At 36.7% G+C, this 20,846-nt stretch carries 21 protein-coding genes and 1 tRNA gene; 13 read left to right on the plus strand and 9 right to left on the minus strand.

Annotated elements, in window-relative coordinates; all coding sequences use genetic code 11:
* Positions 1 to 64: 64 nt before the first annotated feature.
* From ABM34_RS11470 to ABM34_RS11495, 6 genes are all read right to left on the minus strand, one after another.
* Positions 65 to 1,408 (minus strand): PFL family protein, encoded by a 1,344-nt coding sequence (locus ABM34_RS11470; RefSeq protein WP_048705876.1) that lies wholly within the window; start codon positions 1,406 to 1,408, stop codon positions 65 to 67.
* 9 nt (positions 1,409 to 1,417) lie between these two features.
* Positions 1,418 to 1,684 carry an ACT domain-containing protein gene (locus ABM34_RS11475; protein ID WP_048705877.1) on the minus strand — a complete coding sequence of 89 codons (267 nt, stop codon included), beginning with the start codon at positions 1,682 to 1,684 and terminating at the stop codon, positions 1,418 to 1,420.
* A gap of 140 nt (positions 1,685 to 1,824) precedes the next feature.
* Positions 1,825 to 2,145, minus strand: a complete 321-nt coding sequence (locus tag ABM34_RS13295; RefSeq protein WP_048705879.1) for a DUF1905 domain-containing protein — start codon at positions 2,143 to 2,145, stop codon at positions 1,825 to 1,827.
* Between the two features lie 9 nt (positions 2,146 to 2,154).
* Positions 2,155 to 3,039 (minus strand): alpha/beta hydrolase, encoded by an 885-nt coding sequence (locus ABM34_RS11485; RefSeq protein ID WP_048705881.1) that lies wholly within the window; start codon positions 3,037 to 3,039, stop codon positions 2,155 to 2,157.
* Positions 3,039 to 4,367 carry a PTS transporter subunit EIIC gene (locus ABM34_RS11490; protein WP_048705883.1) on the minus strand — a complete coding sequence of 443 codons (1,329 nt, stop codon included), beginning with the start codon at positions 4,365 to 4,367 and terminating at the stop codon, positions 3,039 to 3,041. The genes ABM34_RS11485 and ABM34_RS11490 overlap by 1 nt, the downstream gene beginning before the upstream one ends.
* Positions 4,368 to 4,443: 76 nt before the next feature.
* Positions 4,444 to 5,784, minus strand: a complete 1,341-nt coding sequence (locus ABM34_RS11495; RefSeq protein WP_048705884.1) for an APC family permease — start codon at positions 5,782 to 5,784, stop codon at positions 4,444 to 4,446.
* Between the two features lie 122 nt (positions 5,785 to 5,906).
* On the opposite strand from ABM34_RS11495, the gene ABM34_RS11500 reads away from it, so the two are divergent.
* The 8 genes from ABM34_RS11500 to ABM34_RS11535 all read left to right on the plus strand — a co-directional run bounded on the left by ABM34_RS11500 (position 5,907) and on the right by ABM34_RS11535 (position 16,068).
* Positions 5,907 to 6,905 (plus strand): Gfo/Idh/MocA family protein, encoded by a 999-nt coding sequence (locus tag ABM34_RS11500; protein ID WP_048705886.1) that lies wholly within the window; start codon positions 5,907 to 5,909, stop codon positions 6,903 to 6,905.
* 1 nt (position 6,906) lies between these two features.
* Positions 6,907 to 8,130 carry a DEAD/DEAH box helicase gene (locus ABM34_RS11505; RefSeq protein WP_064505420.1) on the plus strand — a complete coding sequence of 408 codons (1,224 nt, stop codon included), beginning with the start codon at positions 6,907 to 6,909 and terminating at the stop codon, positions 8,128 to 8,130.
* Positions 8,131 to 8,168: 38 nt separating this feature from the next.
* Positions 8,169 to 8,242, plus strand: a tRNA-Arg gene (locus ABM34_RS11510).
* Positions 8,243 to 8,724: 482 nt separating this feature from the next.
* The gene (locus ABM34_RS11515; protein WP_048705888.1) at positions 8,725 to 8,928 is read left to right on the plus strand and encodes a helix-turn-helix transcriptional regulator; all 204 of its coding nucleotides are present in this window, start codon (positions 8,725 to 8,727) and stop codon (positions 8,926 to 8,928) included.
* Positions 8,921 to 9,403, plus strand: a complete 483-nt coding sequence (locus ABM34_RS11520) for a DUF6773 family protein (protein WP_048705889.1) — start codon at positions 8,921 to 8,923, stop codon at positions 9,401 to 9,403. Before ABM34_RS11515 ends, ABM34_RS11520 begins: the two co-directional genes overlap by 8 nt.
* Before the next feature lie 471 nt (positions 9,404 to 9,874).
* Positions 9,875 to 11,809, plus strand: a complete 1,935-nt coding sequence (locus tag ABM34_RS11525) for a protein-tyrosine phosphatase family protein (RefSeq protein ID WP_048705891.1) — start codon at positions 9,875 to 9,877, stop codon at positions 11,807 to 11,809.
* A gap of 157 nt (positions 11,810 to 11,966) precedes the next feature.
* Entirely contained in the window at positions 11,967 to 13,865 is a 1,899-nt protein-coding gene (locus tag ABM34_RS11530) for an autotransporter outer membrane beta-barrel domain-containing protein (RefSeq protein WP_157023331.1), read from the plus strand.
* A gap of 301 nt (positions 13,866 to 14,166) precedes the next feature.
* The gene (locus tag ABM34_RS11535; RefSeq protein WP_048705894.1) at positions 14,167 to 16,068 is read left to right on the plus strand and encodes an Ig-like domain-containing protein; all 1,902 of its coding nucleotides are present in this window, start codon (positions 14,167 to 14,169) and stop codon (positions 16,066 to 16,068) included.
* A gap of 49 nt (positions 16,069 to 16,117) precedes the next feature.
* On the opposite strand, the gene ABM34_RS11540 is transcribed toward ABM34_RS11535, so the two are convergent.
* Positions 16,118 to 16,648 carry a phosphatidylglycerophosphatase A family protein gene (locus ABM34_RS11540; protein ID WP_083988316.1) on the minus strand — a complete coding sequence of 177 codons (531 nt, stop codon included), beginning with the start codon at positions 16,646 to 16,648 and terminating at the stop codon, positions 16,118 to 16,120.
* Between the two features lie 132 nt (positions 16,649 to 16,780).
* Here ABM34_RS11540 and ABM34_RS11545 point away from each other — a divergent pair, with 132 nt between their 5' ends.
* The 5 genes from ABM34_RS11545 (at position 16,781) to ABM34_RS11565 (ending at position 19,414) form a co-directional block, all read left to right on the plus strand.
* Complete coding sequence (locus ABM34_RS11545; RefSeq protein ID WP_048705896.1) at positions 16,781 to 17,227, plus strand: DUF3290 family protein; 447 nt, start codon at positions 16,781 to 16,783, stop codon at positions 17,225 to 17,227.
* Positions 17,228 to 17,237: 10 nt separating this feature from the next.
* Positions 17,238 to 17,867, plus strand: coding sequence for a DUF421 domain-containing protein (locus ABM34_RS11550; RefSeq protein ID WP_048705898.1), 630 nt, complete (start codon positions 17,238 to 17,240; stop codon positions 17,865 to 17,867).
* Between the two features lie 56 nt (positions 17,868 to 17,923).
* Positions 17,924 to 18,280 (plus strand): hypothetical protein, encoded by a 357-nt coding sequence (locus ABM34_RS11555; RefSeq protein WP_048705899.1) that lies wholly within the window; start codon positions 17,924 to 17,926, stop codon positions 18,278 to 18,280.
* Positions 18,281 to 18,366: 86 nt separating this feature from the next.
* Positions 18,367 to 19,038 (plus strand): DUF6198 family protein, encoded by a 672-nt coding sequence (locus ABM34_RS11560; protein WP_048705902.1) that lies wholly within the window; start codon positions 18,367 to 18,369, stop codon positions 19,036 to 19,038.
* A gap of 133 nt (positions 19,039 to 19,171) precedes the next feature.
* The gene (locus ABM34_RS11565) at positions 19,172 to 19,414 is read left to right on the plus strand and encodes a hypothetical protein (protein WP_048705904.1); all 243 of its coding nucleotides are present in this window, start codon (positions 19,172 to 19,174) and stop codon (positions 19,412 to 19,414) included.
* Here ABM34_RS11565 and ABM34_RS11570 read toward each other — a convergent pair whose 3' ends face one another.
* A complete protein-coding gene (locus ABM34_RS11570; protein ID WP_048705905.1) occupies positions 19,415 to 19,846 on the minus strand; it encodes a GNAT family N-acetyltransferase in 432 nt (143 codons plus the stop codon).
* Positions 19,847 to 19,920: 74 nt separating this feature from the next.
* Entirely contained in the window at positions 19,921 to 20,637 is a 717-nt protein-coding gene (locus ABM34_RS11575; protein ID WP_048705907.1) for a gamma-glutamyl-gamma-aminobutyrate hydrolase family protein, read from the minus strand.
* Positions 20,638 to 20,846 lie beyond the last annotated feature (209 nt).

Genomic DNA, 20,846 nt, shown 5'->3' on the forward strand with positions numbered 1-20,846 from the left:
GCTAATTTAGCCTGTATCCTAGTTAATTTGAGATTATATTAGTGGCATATATTTGTCAATAAATCTAGTTTTTAAATGAGTGAATTGGTGAAGGGATGTGACCACCACGGTGAATAAAGTCGGCAGGTGAATTTGTATTCACTGGCATTACCGGAGCGTGACCGAAGATTCCTCCAAATTCAACTGTATCACCGACTTTTTTACCAGTTGCTGGGATGATTCTTACTGCAGTTGTCTTATTGTTGATGACACCAATAGCTGATTCGTCGGCAATCATTCCACTGATAGTTTCAGCGGTTGTATCGCCAGGGATTGCGATCATGTCTAGTCCAACTGAACATACAGCTGTCATAGCTTCGAGTTTTTCAATGTTAAGATTTCCACCTTCGACAGCACGGATCATTTCAGCATCTTCGGATACGGGGATGAAAGCACCTGATAAACCACCAACGTGTTCGCAAGCCATAACTCCACCTTTTTTAACTGCATCGTTCAATAATGCTAAAGCAGCAGTTGTTCCGGGTGCACCGACACTGTCCAAACCGATTTCTTCAAGAATTTCGGCAACAGAATCGCCCTCATTAGGTGTTGGCGCTAATGACAAGTCAACTATACCAAACGGAACGTTAAGTGCCTTAGAAGCGATATTTCCGACAAATTGGCCCATTCTAGTAACTTTGAATGCGGTCTTTTTGATTGTTTCGGAAACAATGTCGATAGGTTGACCTTTAACTTGCTCCAAAGCACGTTTAACAACACCAGGTCCACTAATTCCGACGTTAATAACACAATCAGCTTCGCCGACTCCGTGAAAGGCACCAGCCATGAATGGATTATCTTCCACAGCATTAGCGAAGACTACCAAACTCATACAGTTAACAGGGTCGATAGCGGCCAAATCTTTGATAACGTGACCCATTTTTTGAACAGCATCTAGATTGATTCCAGATTTCGTCGAACCTACATTAACGGATCCACAGACACGTGTTGTTTCACTTAAAGCTTGTGGAATGGAGTTGATGAGTACATCGTCCCCAGTTTGTGAGCCCTTTTGAACTAGAGCGGTAAATCCACCAATTAAGTCGACGCCTAGTTCTGAAGCAGCTTTATCCATAGTTTTAGCATAAGCGACGTAATCCTTATCGTCTGAAGCAGCTGCAACGATGGAAATAGGTGTAACAGAAATACGCTTGTTGACGATAGGAATGCCATATTCAGATTCAATTTGATCAGCAACTTTAACTAAATCCTTAGCCTTAGTTGTCAATTTATCATAAATCTTTTGACGAGCCTTTTTTCCATCACTGTCAATACAGTCGAGCAGTGAGATACCCATTGTAATTGTACGGATATCTAGCTTTTCTTCAGAGATCATTTGTATAGTTTCTAAAATAGAATTAGTTTCCATAGTTGCCCCCTAAAGTTTTTGAATAGCATCAAAAATTTCTTCTCTTTGGATGTGGATGTCTAATCCAGCTGACTGACCTAAAGATTCCAATTCTGATTTTACGTTTTCAAATTTAACTGTTTCTTGCCACTCAACCATCATCATCATGGTGAAGTTGCCGTGCATTAAAGTTTGTGAGACATCGATAATATTAACTTTTAAATCTGCTAATTTGTTTGAAACCTTTGCAACAATACCGATTTGATCATGGCCAATAACTGTAATAATAGCTTTCATGGTAGTCCTTCTTTCTTTGAATGCGTTTTACTAATCATAAACGATGAGATATTCAGCCGCAAGGGCATAAATATATTACTCGTTATTTTTGGCAAACAAAAAGTGCATCTCGGGAAAAATCTCAGGGATGCACTTTTTATTTAGTCTTCTTTTTTAAGTTTGAATGGAGTTTTAAAGTTTTGTTCACGGACGGTTACAGAAACTGTATCACCAATATCTTTGCCGATTTTTTCGCGAATATCTTGTCTGATTCCAAGAATGTAGCAAATTGAGCCATCTTCATTTTTCAGACCCATATTCACGATGCTACCGTCATAAGGTGTTTTGTCAAAAGTGGCGTGGACTTTAACACGTCCTTTGTTGAAAACCTCGCGAATATCTAGGGGGAAAATTACATAAGCACCGCCTGAACCGATATCAGATGCTTTAATTGTGGCATCAAATTTGTATTCTTTTGTCATAAAAATCTCCTATCTTGTTGTTTGTTTACTTGGTTTATGAGCACTATTTGGTGGATTAACACCGTCGTTAATAATGTACTGATGAAATAATGAGATGAATTGTTGGTTGTCCAACATATCTGAATGTTGAGCATTATCACCAGTTAGAGTGATTAGGGTGTAGTGTTTAGCGACGCCTTCGAAAATATATTTTCCGGCATCGACACTACCAATTGGGACAATTCCGTCATCAGTATAAACTTTTGTACCTGCAACTGAATAGTATGTCAGATTGGAAGGTAGTTTGTCACGGTTTTTAATGAAGTTGTTGAGCATTTCAGTACGTTTAGAACTATTAACTTCTTCGAAATTATAAGGAGTACCAACAGTTAACATCTTGTGGAGATGAATCGAATTGTCGTCAAAATAATTTTCGAGATAGTAAGTCCAAATTAGTCCACCATTTGAATGACCGAACGCGTCGAAATTATTGAACTTGTAGCGTTTCTTTAAAGCTTCAAAGGCAATATCAAACCAACGAGCTTGTTTCTTGATGTTGTCGTATCCATCTTGATTGTTTTCGAAACCGACGACTATGAATGGACGTGTGTCGCCATTTCTAATGGAACCCTTGTAGGTAATGGTGTCATTAGTGTGGACAGTCAATTCAAGAACACTGTGATGTTCATCATATTTTTTATTGATTTTACCAACCAGTCCATCGAATCTGTCGGCACTAGCACTTGATCCAGGAATCATGATAATTGGTGAAAGTGGGGAATTGTATCGCCCGGCTAAGGTGGAGACATCCTTTTTAGTCCAGAAATATGAAGGAATTGCTAGAAGGATTAATGCGACAAATAAAAAAGTTAACGCGTGTAATCCTTTTTTTGTGGTAAGAGTTTTTTTGAGCATTAGTTTGTCCCCCTTTCATCATTGGCCAAGTTGTCGATTGTCTTGACGTGTTGGGCGATTCGGACGAAGGGTAGGTAGATGAAGACTGAGACTGTGAGGGTTATTAATGAGAATAGTAATGCTTGCCAGCTTCCGTTTGTGCCGAGAAAGGCGATTAGTGGACCTGGTGTTCCGGCTGGAATTGAGTAGACTGACGGTGGCATTAGGCGAAGTTGTAATGCGATTGCTGCGATGATCATGTTGACGAGTGGTGCGAGCATGAATGGGATTAGGAAGACGATGTTGAATAAAATTGGAATTCCTGACATCATTCCAGCATTAATGTTAAAGATGCTAGGGATTAGTGACCATCGTGAAACTGTCAACATGTCATTATCCTTGGATGTCCAAAGAATTGCGATTAGTAAAGCTAAGGTTGCGCCGGTACCACCAAAAGTTGCGAAGGCGTGATAAAGTGTGTTGGCGTTGAATAAATCGGGTGCACCCCAAGCTGTATGGTTATTTAATGCATAATTTAAATTAGCAATCGATGAGGGATCTGAATAACTAGATTCGATGGCGGAATAGGGACCTGACCATCCTAAAAATGACATTATAATTGTGTAAGCGCCGAATCCAAAGGTGTGCAATATTTGGGTTATTGCCTTCGTACTGGGGTTGGTGCTACTAATCGATGCTAAAACTGATTCTGGTAAATTTGAGTAAAAGGTGATGTTGACGACATCACTGACGATTACTGCAAGTACGATTACGAGAAAGATTGATTTAATTGAAATGAAAGTTCGATTCAGTACACTGGTCGACATAGTCTTGAATTTGGAGTTTTTAGCTTCTTTACTAGTTAGCTTGAAAATATAGCCGACGAAAATCCCGAGGAATATAGCAAAAAGTAGACCTCTAACTCCTAATACGGAACTGTGGAATGATAGTGGACTACGTTTGGAATAGACGTAGGAAATAATCAATAATGCCAAGCTTCCTGAGATTCCAGCCAGTTGGTCGTCACGGTGATAATGTTTAGCGGTATATTTAGCAGCCGCAAAGACTGCGATGACAGAGACCCAGCCAATAGTCAGATTGGAGATTGCCGAGAATATATCGTCAATTTGATCAAATAAATTATCGTTGATATCTGGCATTAATCGTCCTAAGAATCCATCGTTACTTAAAAATAATACTCTAAACGTTTGGGCGAAACTTCCGATTAAGACGAATGGAAAAATTGTCAAAACCGTTCGTTGAATTACACGGTAAATGAATACTTTCTGAATTCGTAAGGCTAATTGGACTAACCTTTTATCAAATGAATTCTTGTATAACTGTTCCAAAGGCGACACCCCCAATGTTTTGTACATAGAATTTCACTTTGATTATAGGCTAAACAAAAATGAGTAGCCATATAAGCTACTCATTTAAATTTTTATAATGTTCATGAATCCAGTATATAGGTAGTCCGATAAGGGTGATGATGATTCCCATGAACGCTAGACCTGGTTGACGAATTAATGTTGAGACTACAATATATCCACCACCGATAATGGCAATGATTGGTGGAATTGGGTAGAAATTAATTTTGTACGGACGTGGTAATTCAGGTTGAGTTTTACGTAAGATGAAGACACCGACGAACATCATGACTGAGAAGATCCACATGACGAAGACTAACATGTCGGTGAGATAATCGAATGTTCCGAGGAATATCATGATAATTGCGATGACTGTTTGAACGATTCCGGCGTTTAAGGGAACACGAGTATTTTTAGTAAGTTTAGCGAAGAATTTGGCAAAAACGATATTATCATCAGCTCCAAGTACGTAGCTGACACGTGTTCCGGTCATTGTGTAACCATTGATTGATCCAAAAACTGATACGAGGATTCCGATGGTAACAATTTTTCCACCGATATTACCGAAAATCTTGATGGCTGCTTGTGATGCGGCGTTTTGATTTCCAGGAATTGTGTTGAATGGAAGTTCTTTGACAAATACGAAACTGATTAGGACGTAGATTAGGGTAATTGCGAGCAGTCCCCAGATTATTGAACGAGCCAAATCTTTTTCTGGATGCTTCATTTCACCAGCCATATTTCCGACGTTCATCCAGCCATCAAAGGCAAACATGGTTGCAACGAATCCGGCTCCGAGGGATGTCCAGAAATCAGGATGACTTCCAGATGTGACTGGAAAAAGTGAAACTGCATTTGTTGATGGGGTGAATAGTCCGACAGCGATGATTACTACAATTGGAATCAGTTTGGCGATGAACGCAACGGATTGAATTCCACCTCCGACTTTTGCCCCGAATAAATTGGCAACAAATAAAAAGACGGCAATTCCAATGGCTATGGGAATTTGAAGAGTGGTAGCTAGTCCCCAAAGGTTGATTACTTGGGTTGCGAAGACTATCGAGAGGGCTGAAATTGCAGCAGGATAATAGATAACCGACTGAGCCCACGCCAATAGGAAGGCTGGAACTTTTCCATAAATGTACTCGATATATTTATAGATTCCACCTGCAACGGGCAAGGCTGCTGCAAGCTCGGCAATTGTTAATCCGGCGTTGATTGTGATGAATCCAGCTAGTAACCATACCAAAACAGTAAGACTGGCTGATCCAGTTGCTGCAGTTACGCTCGAAATTTTGAAGAAAACTCCACCACCAATTACTAATCCTATGACAGTTGATAGTGCAGGAAAGAGGCCTAAGTCTCTTTTCAGACTGAATTTCTCTGATTCTTCTTTCATATATATAAATCCCCTAAAAAAATGTGTTCCTAAAAGTATATAACAAATTTTATTCAGAGAGTAATGTTTTTTGTGGTAATTGGAGTTTGTAATCAGTAAAATTAAACTATGAGGTGATTTTTATGTTGAAATTAGGAATCATAGGAACCAATTGGATTACTCAACAATTTGTTGAAGCTGCTGAGGAAACTAAATCATTTAAGCTGACACGAGTTTATTCGAGAACTGAGGAGAAAGCTCGTAATTTTGCTGATAAATTCAAGGCTGACGACATTCAAACTAGTACAGATCTAGAAGAATTTTTCAGCAATGATGATTTTGATGTTGTCTACATTGCATCACCAAACAGTTTGCACTACGCTCAATCGAAGATGGCAATTGAGCACGGTAAGCAAGTTATTTCTGAGAAGCCTGTTACATCTAATGTTTATCAACTGGCCACTTTACAAGAGGTTGCTAAACAAAAGGGCGTATTCTTCTTTGAGGCGGCAAGACAAATTCATGAACCTATTTTCAAGAAGGTTCAGTGGTATTTGGAACAAAATAAGGCTGCATTGAGTGGTGCTACGCTGTCGTATATGAAATACTCAAGTAAGTATGATGCTTATTTGGACGCACAAAATCCCAACGTTTTCTCACCTGATTTTTCTGGCGGGGCGCTTTACGATTTAGGGGTTTACTGTGTCTATGATGCTGTTGTCCTATTCGGTGAACCTAATCATGTTGAATATGATGCAGAAATTTTATCATCAGGAGTTGATGGCAGTGGTAGTTTGACTCTGAAATACGATGATTTCGATGTTAACATTATCGTCGGCAAGACTAAGAATTCATTTATGCCATCTGAAATTTATTTTGGTAAGAAAACTTTGTTGATGAATAGCGCTGGTGACATTACTAAGCTTCAACAAAGTGACGAGGACAAGCGTCTTTCACCAATTCCTACCACTAAGAGTGACAACCCAATGGATTCAGAAGCGGTCGAATTTGCTAGAATTATCAACGAAAACAATCAAACAAAGTATGCTGAACTGACAAGATATGCTAGAATTGTTAATCGCATTCTAGAACACGCGCGCGCTTCAGCCGGAATTGTGTTTGAAGCAGATAAGGATAAATAAATTGGACATACCAACACTTTATAAAAAGTATTTTGAAGAAAAAGGTTTTGAAAACCTGACAAAGATTCAAGAATCCGTCTATCTTCCATTTAAGGAAGGTGAGGATTTAATTGCCATGGCACCAACTGGATCAGGTAAAACATTAGCATTCACTATGCCAATGATTGAAACCTTGGTTCCAGGTGACGGCCTACAAGTCTTGATTCTTGAGCCTTCACAGGAATTAGCGATTCAAGTAAGAACAGTTATTCAACCACTAGCTAAATTAGTTGGTTGTTCTGTTCAAGCTGTTACCGGTGGGGCAAACCCCACTCGCCAATTGAAAAAGTTGAAGGAAAAACCTGAGATTTTAGTTGCTACTTTAGGACGTTTAAAGGAACTAACTGATTCAAAGAAGATTAAATTAGGCAACATCCAGACTGTAATTGTTGATGAAGCAGATGAAATGTTAAATGACACTAAACTTGAACCAGTACGAGAAACAATTGACCTTATGCCTGCAGACGTTCAATTAACATTCTTCTCAGCAACTGGCAACGAAATTTTCAAGGATATGAAAAAATGGTTTGGTCAAGATTTCATGATGATTGACCAACGTTATGACCGCTCGTATACTGCCGGAATCAAACACTATTTCATTAACACTGGTAGCGACGGGATGAAGAACATTCTGATTCGTGAGATGGCGCACAACAAGAAGTTCTTGGGAATCGTATTTTTCAACAATTCTCGTTCTTTGCACAAAGTTTCATCTGATTTGGAACACGCGAAAACTAATTTCGTGGTGCTCGACAGTAAGATGTCATCACAACAAAGAAAACAAGCTTTGCAATTATTTAGTAGCGGAAAAGTTACTTTGATGTTAACGACTGATGTAGCTGCTCGTGGTATGGATATCGATGATATTTCGACAATAGTCAACTACATGATTCCAAGAAACAATAGCGAATACTTACATCGTGCAGGTAGAACTGGACGAATGGGTAAATCTGGTGACGTAGTAACCTTCGGAAATAGCCATGACTTCCGTAACTTACAAGATTTCAACGATTTGGAAATCAAAAAAGTATTCCTAAATCACGACGGAACATTCTCAGACAAGAACACATATCAAAAGAGAAAAAAAGCAGTGGCAGCACAAAGCAAACCAAAGCCAAAACAAAAGAAACGACTACGCGATCAAAAGAACAAAGGAAAACACAAGCCCAAAAAACCTTTACAATAAAATTCATTGGTGGCACGATAAAAAGAGCCACCAAAAACGGTCCCTTGGCTCAGCAGGATAGAGCAACTGCCTCCTAAGCAGTAGGTCCCCGGTTCGATTCCGGGAGGGATCATGAAAACAAAGAGCCAAAAACAAAACGAACTTGACCCATGCATATAAGATGACCATAGCGGAGAGGGGTGCGTAACACCCCCGCAGCTCTGGGCAGCTTATATGTGTGGGTCAGTTTTGTTTTTAGCGTTTCCGCTACGCAAAAGTGAACTACCAAGACCCCATCATGTTCAAAAATTCTTTTAAACTCCAACAATCTGCAAAATAGTAAACCTCAAAAACTTGAAAGCATTGTGTAACACCCCCGCAGCTCTGGGCGACTTATGTGCAGGTTTCAGTGTTTTTTGCGCGTTTCCACTATAATCAAGTGGAGCGTGTTTACTAGGCTTGATTATTCACTTAAATTCAAAAAAGAGCTCTTCTTCGGAAGAGTTCTTTTTTTGTCTAAAAAAACCATTTGCAACTTGACACAAACAAAATGCCAACTTTAATAAGCTTAAAGACACATATATATTACATTAGTCTCGAGAAAGGATTGCTTCAATGAAAAACAAAAAGCTAAAAATAGCCCGAATAGAAAAAGACCTAAATCAAGCACAACTGGCAGAAAAAGTTGGAGTAACTCGCCAAACCATAGGTTTAATAGAATCAGGAAACTACAATCCATCACTAAACCTATGTATAGCAATTTGTAAGACACTAGACAAAACATTAAATGACATATTCTGGGGAGAAAACCATGGCTAAAAAAATTGTAGATGAACGTTTACAAAAATTTCAGGGAAAGATATCAAAAGAGATTATCAATATCTTAGTGCCATTTCTTATATTAGATATCATTTATAAATCAGACATATCACATGTTTCTTTTCAAAATTATTCAACGGAATTATACATTTTAGGTGCAATTCCAATATATATGATTTTTAGATACATAGCATCTGGTAACAGTATTGGTCATATATCCAAAATAAGTATAGTAATCTCATTATTTTCCGTTGCTGGAATCATCACAATTGTGGGTGGTGTAACAAATTTTTATAATTATGGTAGGTACTATCAAAACGTTGGAATTGGATATTTTGTAGCAACTTTAGTAATAATGTTTATTAGCTCAGCAATTCTATCAGCCATTATCATGGCAGCAATATTCATTCCAATCAATCTACGCCAAAAGCAAATCAACAAAAAACTAGATCAAGAAGAAAATTATAATAAGTAATTTTATCCACACGTTACCAATCTATTCATATTTACGACAAAATAATCAAGTTTAACGCCTAATATTTTTAAATTACTGACAGTAATTATTCTTCATAAGACAATTTGATTGACTATTTATCAAAACCGATTAGAATATCAATCAAGTTACAAATATAAAGGAGGTAAATGATATGAAATATCGTGTATTACTAAATACTGATACTCAATTGTTTACCGTAATCGACAAGAATAATATCAATTCAAGCGCAAACGGTAAGACAATTGAAGAAGCCGTTTCTAAATTAAAATAAACAGCTTATAGATCAATAATTATAATTAATATGAAATTTTTGAAAACGCCTACAAACGTTGATTTGTAGGCGTTTTTGAATGCTTATAATTATTGATAACTTATGAGATATATAATAAAATAATGTTATACGAGTGATATTCTCGTCATATTATACAAAATATATTAGGAGGAAATATTATGAAGCTGAAGAAGACAAAACTATTTTTCATAGCATTATTATCTTTTTTAACGTTCGTTAGTATTTCTAGTTCTACAAATCTTTCCAACAGCAATTCTCCTGATATTGTCCAGGCGGATGATACAACTATCACACCGCCAAATAAACCCAGTTCAGATCCTATAAAATTCTTGTTTGTGTACTGGACTTCAGGATTTACACTACAACCAGTTAATCAATATACTTATATCGGTCAACCAATTACATTATCAACTGATACTCACATTACGTTGTTGGATGCAATTTCTTCCGTGTACTCATATAAATATCAGTGGTACCACTCAACTGATGGTTCAACGTGGGACCAACCATCGAGTATGACTAACAAAAATGTGACGGTTGATCCGACCGAAGTTGGAACAGAATATTTCCAACAATCATATACCCGTGGAAGATTACTCTGGGGCGGAAGAAGTGGTTATTATTCCAAATTAGCTTTCGTCACAACCTTCCCAGAACCTAAGGATGCCATTGATGTGACGGTTTCAACTGAAGATAATTACTTATTTAATAACCAAGAAAATGCCAGTGAAACATATGCGCATGCAGTGCCTGATCCTTTTGATTCCACAGCTAAACTCAGTTGGTCAATAGATAATACTGATTTAGCAACAATTGACAGCACGACTGGACTCATCACCGCCAACACCAACGGAGTCTCGGGAAAACTGACAGTCGTTGGTACATTAACCAATAGTGATGGTGGAAAAATTCAAGGAACAACAACTGTTGATATCGGTGGTGGATTAGATGATCAAGAAGTTGATGAAGGTAAGACGGCAGACTTTGAAGTGCGAGGTACGTTTGACAAAGCACCGGATTCAGTTACATGGCACAAAGTTGTCAATGGTAAGGATTCGGTAATTTCTGGAGCATCTGGTCTCAGCTACACAACTCCCGAAACAGTCTACACAGATGACGGAACTAAGTTTTACGCAGTCATCAAGGTAACTGAAAATGATCAAAATGGTTCACCACAAACCAATACAATTACCACAAATCAAGCTAATTTAAAGGTTATCCCAAATGTGATACCGAAAGTTATTATCAAAAGTAACGTCTACAACAATAGTTATGACAACCACAATGCAGATGATACAGAGGTATTCAGTGTGATTTCCGGTGATGAATTAGTAATCAAGGGAAGCTTTTCCGATGAAAATGTTAATACTGAGATGACTCACGCAGGGCTAAAAATTAAGTTGCCAGCAAATATGAATCCAACGAGTGCCAAGCTTGATGGTGAGGAAACTGATCAATATACAACCACGCGTGACCCAGATGATTCAAATATGAATTATTTAACTTTCATTGAAATCGATATGCAAAAAAATAATTCACACACATTTGAAATCACAGTTCCAGCTGAAGATAACGACAACCTAGTTTTAACTACAGCTCCGACCGTAGTTGGCGCTAACGCTGCGGGAGATGATTTACCAAATATATATCAAGGAAACACATTGACTATCAATTTTACGGACGATGATTTACAACTGGACGCACATGACGTGGACTACGGAACTCTGAAATATTCCAACGTTGGAACACCAGTGAAAGGTACAATTGATGGACAGGATAGTGCCGATATACTAAGTGTTACAGATAACCGCCGAAATAAAGATCCAAAACAAATTCTTTTGTCTCAGGACAATCCATTCACATCCGATGAAGGCGAATTGGCATCAGAATTGAGATATTACAATCCTGACGGAACTTATCAGCTAATGAGTGATCAAGCAGCAATAATCCACAAATCTAACCAAGGTGATACAGTGGGATCACTAATAAATGATTATAATGTCGGATTGAGATTGTTTATCTATCACGGAAGTATCAAGTACACAGACTACAAAACAACATTGCTATGGACAGTGAAAGACGCACCAGCATAAGCAAATAAAAGCCGTTGGAACAGTATCCAACGTTTTTTTTGATACAAAAATGATTATTTATTGCAAAAATTGACTTAATACATTAAAATTTAATTTTACAAATATTAACAAATCAGTGTCATGTGGTAAAATAAAGTATTAAAGGGAGGGGTGTGTTGTGATGAATAATAAAAAACTAAAATACATACTAGCAGCACTATTGACAGTTCTATTAGTGTTCGGTATTTCAGGTAAACATGATGATGCACCTACATCTCAAAACGTTGCGGATGCTGCAACTAAGGTTCCAGGTAAGGGTAGTCCGAGTGCAACACCAATTGGATTATTTGGTATTTATATGAATACTGGATTCAGTTTGCAACCGACGGATCAGTATACTTATGTTGATAACCCTAAAACGTTAACCACAGCGACAGCTCATTCAGTTTTGGATATCCTCAATGTTTTAGGCAATGACCATTTTCAGTGGTATCAATCTACAAATAATGGTGTTACTTGGACACCAGTTACAAATGGAAAGACTGCAAATTTAACAGTAACCCCAACCCAGACTGGAACTGTATATTACCAACAATCATTTGAGTACTATTTGATTCCGCCTGTCTTTTTACACTCATATTATTATTCTAATGTTGTTGCAGTTCAAACACTGCCCGATCCAATTAACGCAACAGCATTAAATGTAACTACTGATGATAATTATCTATATAATAATCAGTCAACTTCTGCGACGACCCATGCTCACGCAACACCAACTCCTGCAAATTCAACAGGTACATTGCAATGGTCAATTGATAACAATAATTTAGCAACAATTGACCCAACGACCGGTGAAATCACAGCAAATACTAAAGGCTTATCTGGTACTGTTAAAGTTACAGGTACTATGATAAATTACAAAGCTGATCCAGTTACTGCTTCCACTAATGTTGAAATCGGTGGTGGATTAAATGATCAAACTGTTGATCAAGGTAAGACTGCAACGTTTAACATCAAAGGTAATTTCGGTGCCACTCCAGATTCAATTGTTTGGCATAAAGTGGACACAAATAACAAGGATACTGTTATCTCAAGCGGAACAAGTAGCTCATATACAACTCCTGCAACAACAGTCGCTGATTCAGGTACGAAATATTACGCGGTGATTAAAGCAACGGTTGATGGTCACTTAAATACTATTACAACAAATAAAGCTAATTTAAATGTGAACGTTGATAGAACTCCGAAAGTCATAATTTCAAGCAAGATGGAAAATCTTACGAATAACGACGGAAACACAGACCATGAATTAACCAACGTTATGGCAGGAGATCAAGCTAAAATTTCCGGAACAATAAATGATGAGAATGCTGATTCCAATCTAGCTAATGGTACATTTTCACTAACTATGCCAGGTGATATTTCCAATACCACTTTGTACATTGACGGTAAAGAATATAACTATGGTATGCCGGTTCCTGATGGAAATGGAAATGCAGCAATTACTGCTAAAAATATCGATTTTACATCACAAAAACAACATACATTTGAACTAGATTTCACATCAAACACTGCAACAAATAAGCAATTTACAACCACTGCTCAATTATCTGGAAAAGACTCTAGTGGCAATGCATTGGATACGTACAATGGTGAAGGATTAACTCTTGATTTCATTGATGGATTACTTCATGCTGACGCAAATAATGTTAATTTTGGAACTCTGACGTACGGCGATGTTGGTGACCAAGTTAACGGAACAATTGACGGTAACTACTTACTTAACGTGACAGACAATAGACGTGATAAGAATGCGCAAGTTATTACGTTAAGACAAAATGCTCCATTCAATAATGGTAGTCATGATTTAGCCGCAATATTGAGCTTTGATAACAACGGCGAAATGACACAATTGAATACAGCTGATCAACAAATTTCAAGCACACAAGATGATGTATCAGTTCCTTCCATTGGTCCAAATAATTCTCAAACATTAAAATTACAATTATCAAACGCTGCAATTCAAGTTGGTAATTATACAACTACACTCGATTGGACGATTACTTCAGCACCATAGAAATGCAAAATACCTTCATTGACTGAAAAGTCAGTGAAGGTATTTTTTTGTTGAAATTTATTTTTATGAATTTAAATTTTAATAGGTAAATCAAATATGTGAACATATCAGAAAAAATATTGAAGTAAGAATCCTTATTGTACAAATGAATCCGTATTAGTTCGATGTTAATACATATTAATGAACAATGTGATATGCAATCCACTATGTATAAGTTTATATATATTAGTTCAATTAGAAAAGAGTGTGATGTAATATGTTGATACTGATATCAATATATTTTCTATGAGGGGATGGAAAAATGATTATCGTTAATAAATTATTCATTACATTACTCATATCGAATCTAGTCATTTTTGGCGTTGTTTTGGTAAAACAAGCTTTACCGGTCAAGGCTGATGTAATTTCTCAACCGGAATCCACTGCAAACCCATATTATCAGAAACCATCTGAGTATATACCATACTCTCAGTTATCTGGATTTAGTACTCAACCACATGACATGAATACTTTTTTGAATAATAGTGTGGATATTAAACCAAAATTTGATTTAACTTTCTTGGATAGAGCTGGACATACAAAAACTACGTATCAATGGTACGAGTCAAAAGATAAATATAATTGGAAACCTATGATGGGTCAGAATGATATTAACCTTTCAGTCACACCAAAATCAACAGGGATAATGTATTATCAGCTGGAGCTTACTAATTACTATCATGTAATGTTCATTGTAGATCGAAGTGTTTCTTTTTATACTAATGTTGTTAAGGTCAGAACTTCTTCAGTGCCAATTAGTGCAACTTCTGCTGAAGTAAAATTTGATAGTAATTATTTGTATAATCAGCCTAATGTTCATTCTGTTAGTCATGCTGTTGCTGAGTTACAACCAAGTGGAGCAGTGGCAAATCTGGTCTCGTGGGAGATTGACAAAGAAAGGCTTGCAACAATTAATGCGTCAACTGGGGAGATAACTGCAAACAATGATGGGCAAACTGGCCGTGCTACCGTCACAGTAAGATATATTAATAACTCGGGAGATACAATCATTGGCAAAAACGATATTTTTGTTGGAGGTGGGTTGGACGATCAAACCGTAAAACAGTTCCAGCCTGTAACTTTCAGAATCCATTGGAATCCGGAAAATCCACCTGATTCAATAAAATGGTATAAAATACTTCCAAATAGTAAGGATGGAAAGGAAATTCCGATTTCTAATGATGATAATCTTGATTTTTCTCAATCGGATATCCAACTTTCTGACGATGGGACGGAGTATTATGCAATAATGACATTTTCGAAACCAAATTCAGATACTCCTGCACTACAAATAACAACAAATAAAGCAAAAGTACATGTTGTACAACGCAATCCTTTAGAAGTGTTTATTAGAGATCTTCAGCAAGGGGAAATATCTGGACAATTCGAACAACAAACAGTAAATAACGTTTCAGAAGGAGATAAATTATCAATTAATGGAACGATTTTAAAAGGAAACACAGACGGAGGAATGTTATATTTTAAAATTCCATTGCTGAGCAAAAATGTGATATTGAGGATTAATGGGGAAAAAGTAAAACCTAAAAGTGGAAATATTGTTGATCAAAAATATTCATATGTTCGTTTAGACGATATTAAATTTGGAGAAAATCATTATTTAAATTTTGAGTTAGAGTTCATTCCAATATATAAATCACTGGCTAAATTTAAGCCGTTTGTACAATTTTATCGAGATCGATCTTTCGAAAAAGAATTAATGATTAATTTTTCTAAAAATCAAGATAATGAGATTACTAATTCGATTAACATAAGTCCCAAAGACTTTAATTTTGGTCGTGCTATATCGGATTCGAAAAATCAGCTTCTTGAGTGCGAACACAGTGGGGATATATTTGAGGGAGTTTCAATATCTGACTCAAGGATTAAACGTTCATATACAAGACTGATGGTTAAGGAAAAAACACCATTTCACAAGGGAAGCACTAGTCTTAATACGGAATTAAAGTTTTTCGGGGATAATGGTGAAATTAAAAGTCAGGAAACTGATGGGGATTTGGAAGTTGAACATTCAGAAGCAAATATCCCCCTCAGTTCTCTCAAATGGAAGAAAGGGCAGGGATTAAAATTACTATTGCATGATAATAAAATGTCAACGGGTACATATTCTGCTCAGCTAGAATGGACCATAACTGAAGGTCCATAAAAAAAGTCGATGACATCTCACTTTGAGAGTCATCGACTTTTAATTTGTTTTAATCCAATTCACCAGTAGCGAAGTAATCTGCTACCTTAGTTTCATTATGTGCTAACCACCCACAAGCTGCGGCGGCAATTGCACCAACTAAGTCATCAAGGAAAACATTTATTTTCCCAGTAGACTTATCATTTAGTTTACCTAAAATTCCGTGTTTTAGTTTATCAACGTAACCATAGTTAGTAACAGAAACTGATCCGTATAAGCTCGACAAGGTGATGGCGAGATTTTCGTCGACACCATAAGTTGATTCATCGGTTTTCATGATTCGTTGCATTGGCGAGGAAAGGAGACCTTTCTCAGCTAAAATATCTAATTCGATTCCGGTCATGATTGCATTTTGAGCTTCTCGTTTGTGAAGTACTTTCTTGATAGCGTAGATGGCCAATGTTTGATCCAGGCCATGGACGTATTCTTTTTCCAAAAACATGACTATCTCTGCGATGTCTTCCATTTTCACACCACGTTGATTTAAGTTTCTGACGATGTGATTATAATATTGTTCATCCATTTCAATTGGTGATGGCATATAGTTTCCCTCATTTCCTCAAAATTTAGCTTGAATAACATATCAGATGCATCCATCTAAAATCAAATTTTTAATCCTTTATAGAAAAGGTGAATTTGGTTTAAAATAATACTTATATACAGGAGGGTGCAGATGACTTTTTATTCTTATGATTACTTGGTACAACAAAATTCGACTCCCAATGTGGTTTTTATAACTGTGACGATAATATTAGTGGCGGCACTATTATTCACTGGATATCGTTATATCCGAAATCGAGCTGATAACAAATATCGTGATTTGTTCATAATTTTTGTCATGGGTGCGGCACTATTTATCGGTATTAATTATAACAACTATGAAAAACAATTGGACATTAGTAACAAAACCAATCAAACTTTAACACTTATGCGCTCAGTTGCTAAGGTTAAAAATGTTTCGGTGAAAAAGCTTTATTCAAATACATCGACTCCTGCTGAGGGGATGTTGATTAAGAACGGTAAATATTATTATCGCGTGAGTTTCGATAATAATCAAAATAGTTATACTTTGACGAATGCTAATATTTTAAATACTAAGACCGTAAATTTACAAAAGTAGAGGGGAAATAGTGGAACTATCATACGCTGATTTGGCTCTAAAATTAGTCATAGGCTTCTTTTTCATGGTTATCCAGATAAACTTACTGGGTAAGGGTAATTTGGCTCCTACAAACGCTATGGATGCTGTCCAAAACTATGTATTAGGTGGAATTGTTGGTGGTATGATCTATAATCAACAAATATCACTCCTACAATTTTCGATGGTATTACTAATTTGGACATTGATTGTTTTCGTAGCTAAATTTTTGACTAACCACAATAATTTTTTCAAAAGAATAATCGATGGATCACCTAAACAGATCGTCACCAATGGACATATCAATGTCGATCTTGCTTTAAAGAGTGGGTTATCTGCCAGTGATTTGTCATTTAAACTCCGTCAATCTGGAGTTACTGATATTAGGGATGTTAAGCGTGCTGTGTTCGAGCAAAATGGACAGTTAACAATAGTTATGAGAAATGAAGCTAATATTAAATATCCAATCGTGCTTGATGGAAAGGTTAATCAAGATGAACTGGATATTTTAGAAAAAGACCAAGAATGGGTTGAGCACAAACTTGCTGAGAATCATTTAAAGCTATCCGAAGTTTACTTAGCAACGTATATCAACGGGAAAGTTACCGCTTACAAATATTAATCTGTAACTACTGATTTATTGATTAATCTATAATATAATCTAGTTGAGGTGATTTTATGAAAAAAACGCTAAGGATGATCTTAACTAGCAGTATTGTTGGATTAGGCTTGTTTTCAACATTAGGTTTCACAGCTCCAATTGCCCAAGCAGCAACAACCGATACAACTACACAGTATCAATTGCCACATGCTGTTCAAATTGAGACTGGTAATTTCTACTACGAAATTTCGAAACCAATCGGATTCCAAACACTTGAAGGTATCAGTCCATTGATGTTGATTAACCCAGATGGAATCATCAGGAATTCTAAAGTACGTGTAACAATGAGTGACGGCACAGTTCTTCTTCAATATGGTAACGAAAATGCGTACTATGTTGATCAAAGCCAAGTTACAGTATTTCAATTAAAATAAAATATTTATAAAAAGCCGCCATGTGCGGTTTTTTTGTTGGTAATTCTAGTATGATAATCAACATAGTATTGAAGTGAGGGATAGTTTTGCCAAAAGTTGGGGAACATTTTAAAAAGAGGTTAGGTTATTTAAGTTTTGCCATTGTACTGGATGCCGCCGCAAATGCACTAATGATTTCGAGTAATATGGGAAGTGCCGTCTGGATGGCTTCTGGAGTCAATATTTCTAGTTTGATCCATGTGCCATATGGAACGACGTTATTTGTGTACGCTGTATTAGTTTCAATTACCAATCAGATATTATTGAGAAAATTTGATGCACATATTTTTATTTCCAACTTGTTATTCTCATTGCCATTTAGTTATTTGGTTGGTTTTTTCACTTGGGCGTATAAGCCTTTAGGGTTTGATCAAATGAATATAGTAGTCAGACTGATTATAGATATTTTAGGCTTGATTGGAGTTTCAGCAGGAACGTCGATATATCAGCGTTGTAATTTAATCCAACATCCCAATGATGAATTAGCATATTTATTGAGATTCAAATATCTTCACGGATCAGCCGGTTGGGGGCAATTGTTCAGTTACACGCCACCAGTTGTAATTATGATTATCTGTTTTGCCATTACTGGAAATATTTTGTCAGTTGGAATAGGTACTATCCTGGCGATGTTCATTCAAGGAATTATCATTGGATGGTCAGATAAGCTAATCGTGCCATCGTTAAAACATCATTTACGAATTGGAAAAACTAATTAAAACTAATATAGACCTCACAGAATGCTATTGTGAGGTCTATATTTTTAACATGAATAAATTTATAAAAGTCATTTTTATTCTTTTATAACGGTGTTACAATTAACGGTAATAAACACTGATGAGGTGAATAAAAATGAATGAGAAAGAACCAAAATCAGAACAACCACAACAAAAAGCTTTGAAGAATGATCAACGAAGAGCACGCAGAATGGCTAATCTCGTATGTTTTTGTAGTGTTGTGTTTTTGATTGGTTGGTTTGCATCGCAAGGAAGAATGGACAGCCCAATTGTGTGGCTATACAGTCTAACACCATTAATTATTTTTCTGATAATTAATTGGGCGTTTAGATTCACATATAAAAAGGGTAAAGACTAATTATAAGTCTTTGCGCATGTCATGATGTAAAATTCCAGCTTCTTCATATTGGTCGCCAATAACTTTGTAACCAAGTGATTGATAAAAACCATTTGCTTGATCTTGAGCACCTAATACAAGATAATCAAACTTTTGAATCTTAGCGTCAATCGCAATTTTATCGAGCAGTTCTGAGGCCAGTCCTTTGTGACGAAATTCTTTTAGGACTGCCACACGTTGAATATGTAATCCGTTATCCGCAGTTGGAAAATATCGAGCTGTTGCTGCAGGTTGTTCGTTTACATATAGTGTTGTGTACGTGCGATTATCTTCATCGGCAATTTCAAGCTCCTGAGGCACGTTTTGCTCACCAACGAATACAGTTGTTCGGATTTCTAATCCGTCCTTATAAACGTTAGAATTTAAGCTATTTGAAACTTTGATTTTGTTCAATACATTCAGCTCCTAAAATTAATAAATCTATTTTACACTAATAAAAAAAATGATGAGATTATTCTCATCATTTTTTATTGGATACGTTTAATATAATCCTTAAATAAATTCAGTTCTTTAGCATCGTCCTGCCACATATTCTCAGGGTGCCACTGGACTGCTTGAATACTGGCGTCGGAGTTTTCTATACCTTCGATTACACCATCAGGTGCAGTCGCCACAATTTTCAATCCATTTGCAGGTTTCTTAACAGCTTGATGATGGCGTGAATTAACGTACGCGCTATTTCCAAGAGTATTTTGAAGAGCAGAAGGGGCAATCGATACGTGGTGAGTTGGCAGATTTCCCGGTGCGTCTTGATGATGCTTCAACAAGTTTGGCTCACCATATTGAACATTCAAATCTTGATAGATTGTTCCACCCAGCGCCACATTAATCACATGAGTTCCACGGCAAATTCCTAAAATTGGGAAATGTTTTTCAGCGGCCATCTTAACTAGACCGATTTCGAAGATATCACGAGGTCTATCCGTAATTGCTAACTGAGGGATTGGTTCTTCTCCCATGAATGTGGGATCGACGTCAGGCCCACCTGTGAAAATTATTCCATCCAAGCGGTCGAATAATGTGTCAATTTTATCTGCTGGTAAATAGGGCAATCCAACAGGAATTCCACCGGCAGCTAAGACTGCTTCGACCAATGGATGAGGTACAAAGTCGGCTCGTTTTTGATTGATCACTGAGGTAGTGCCTAAATAAACATCCGCAGTAATTCCAATAAGTTTACTCATAATCTCTACCTTCAATTTCAATATTTACTTACAATCATAGCACTGATAGTCATATGTGAACGCTTCAGTTATATTAATGGTTTTACGATATTTAGAGTTGGTAGGCACTTTGCCTTCAGCTCTATTTTTGTATACCATTTATATTTATAACGAGAAACAAAAAGAACATTATTCTATCTCTTTTTGTTTCACCCACCACAGATTCCACA

The organism is Companilactobacillus ginsenosidimutans, from assembly GCF_001050475.1.
Taxonomy (GTDB): Bacteria; Bacillota; Bacilli; order Lactobacillales; family Lactobacillaceae; genus Companilactobacillus; species Companilactobacillus ginsenosidimutans.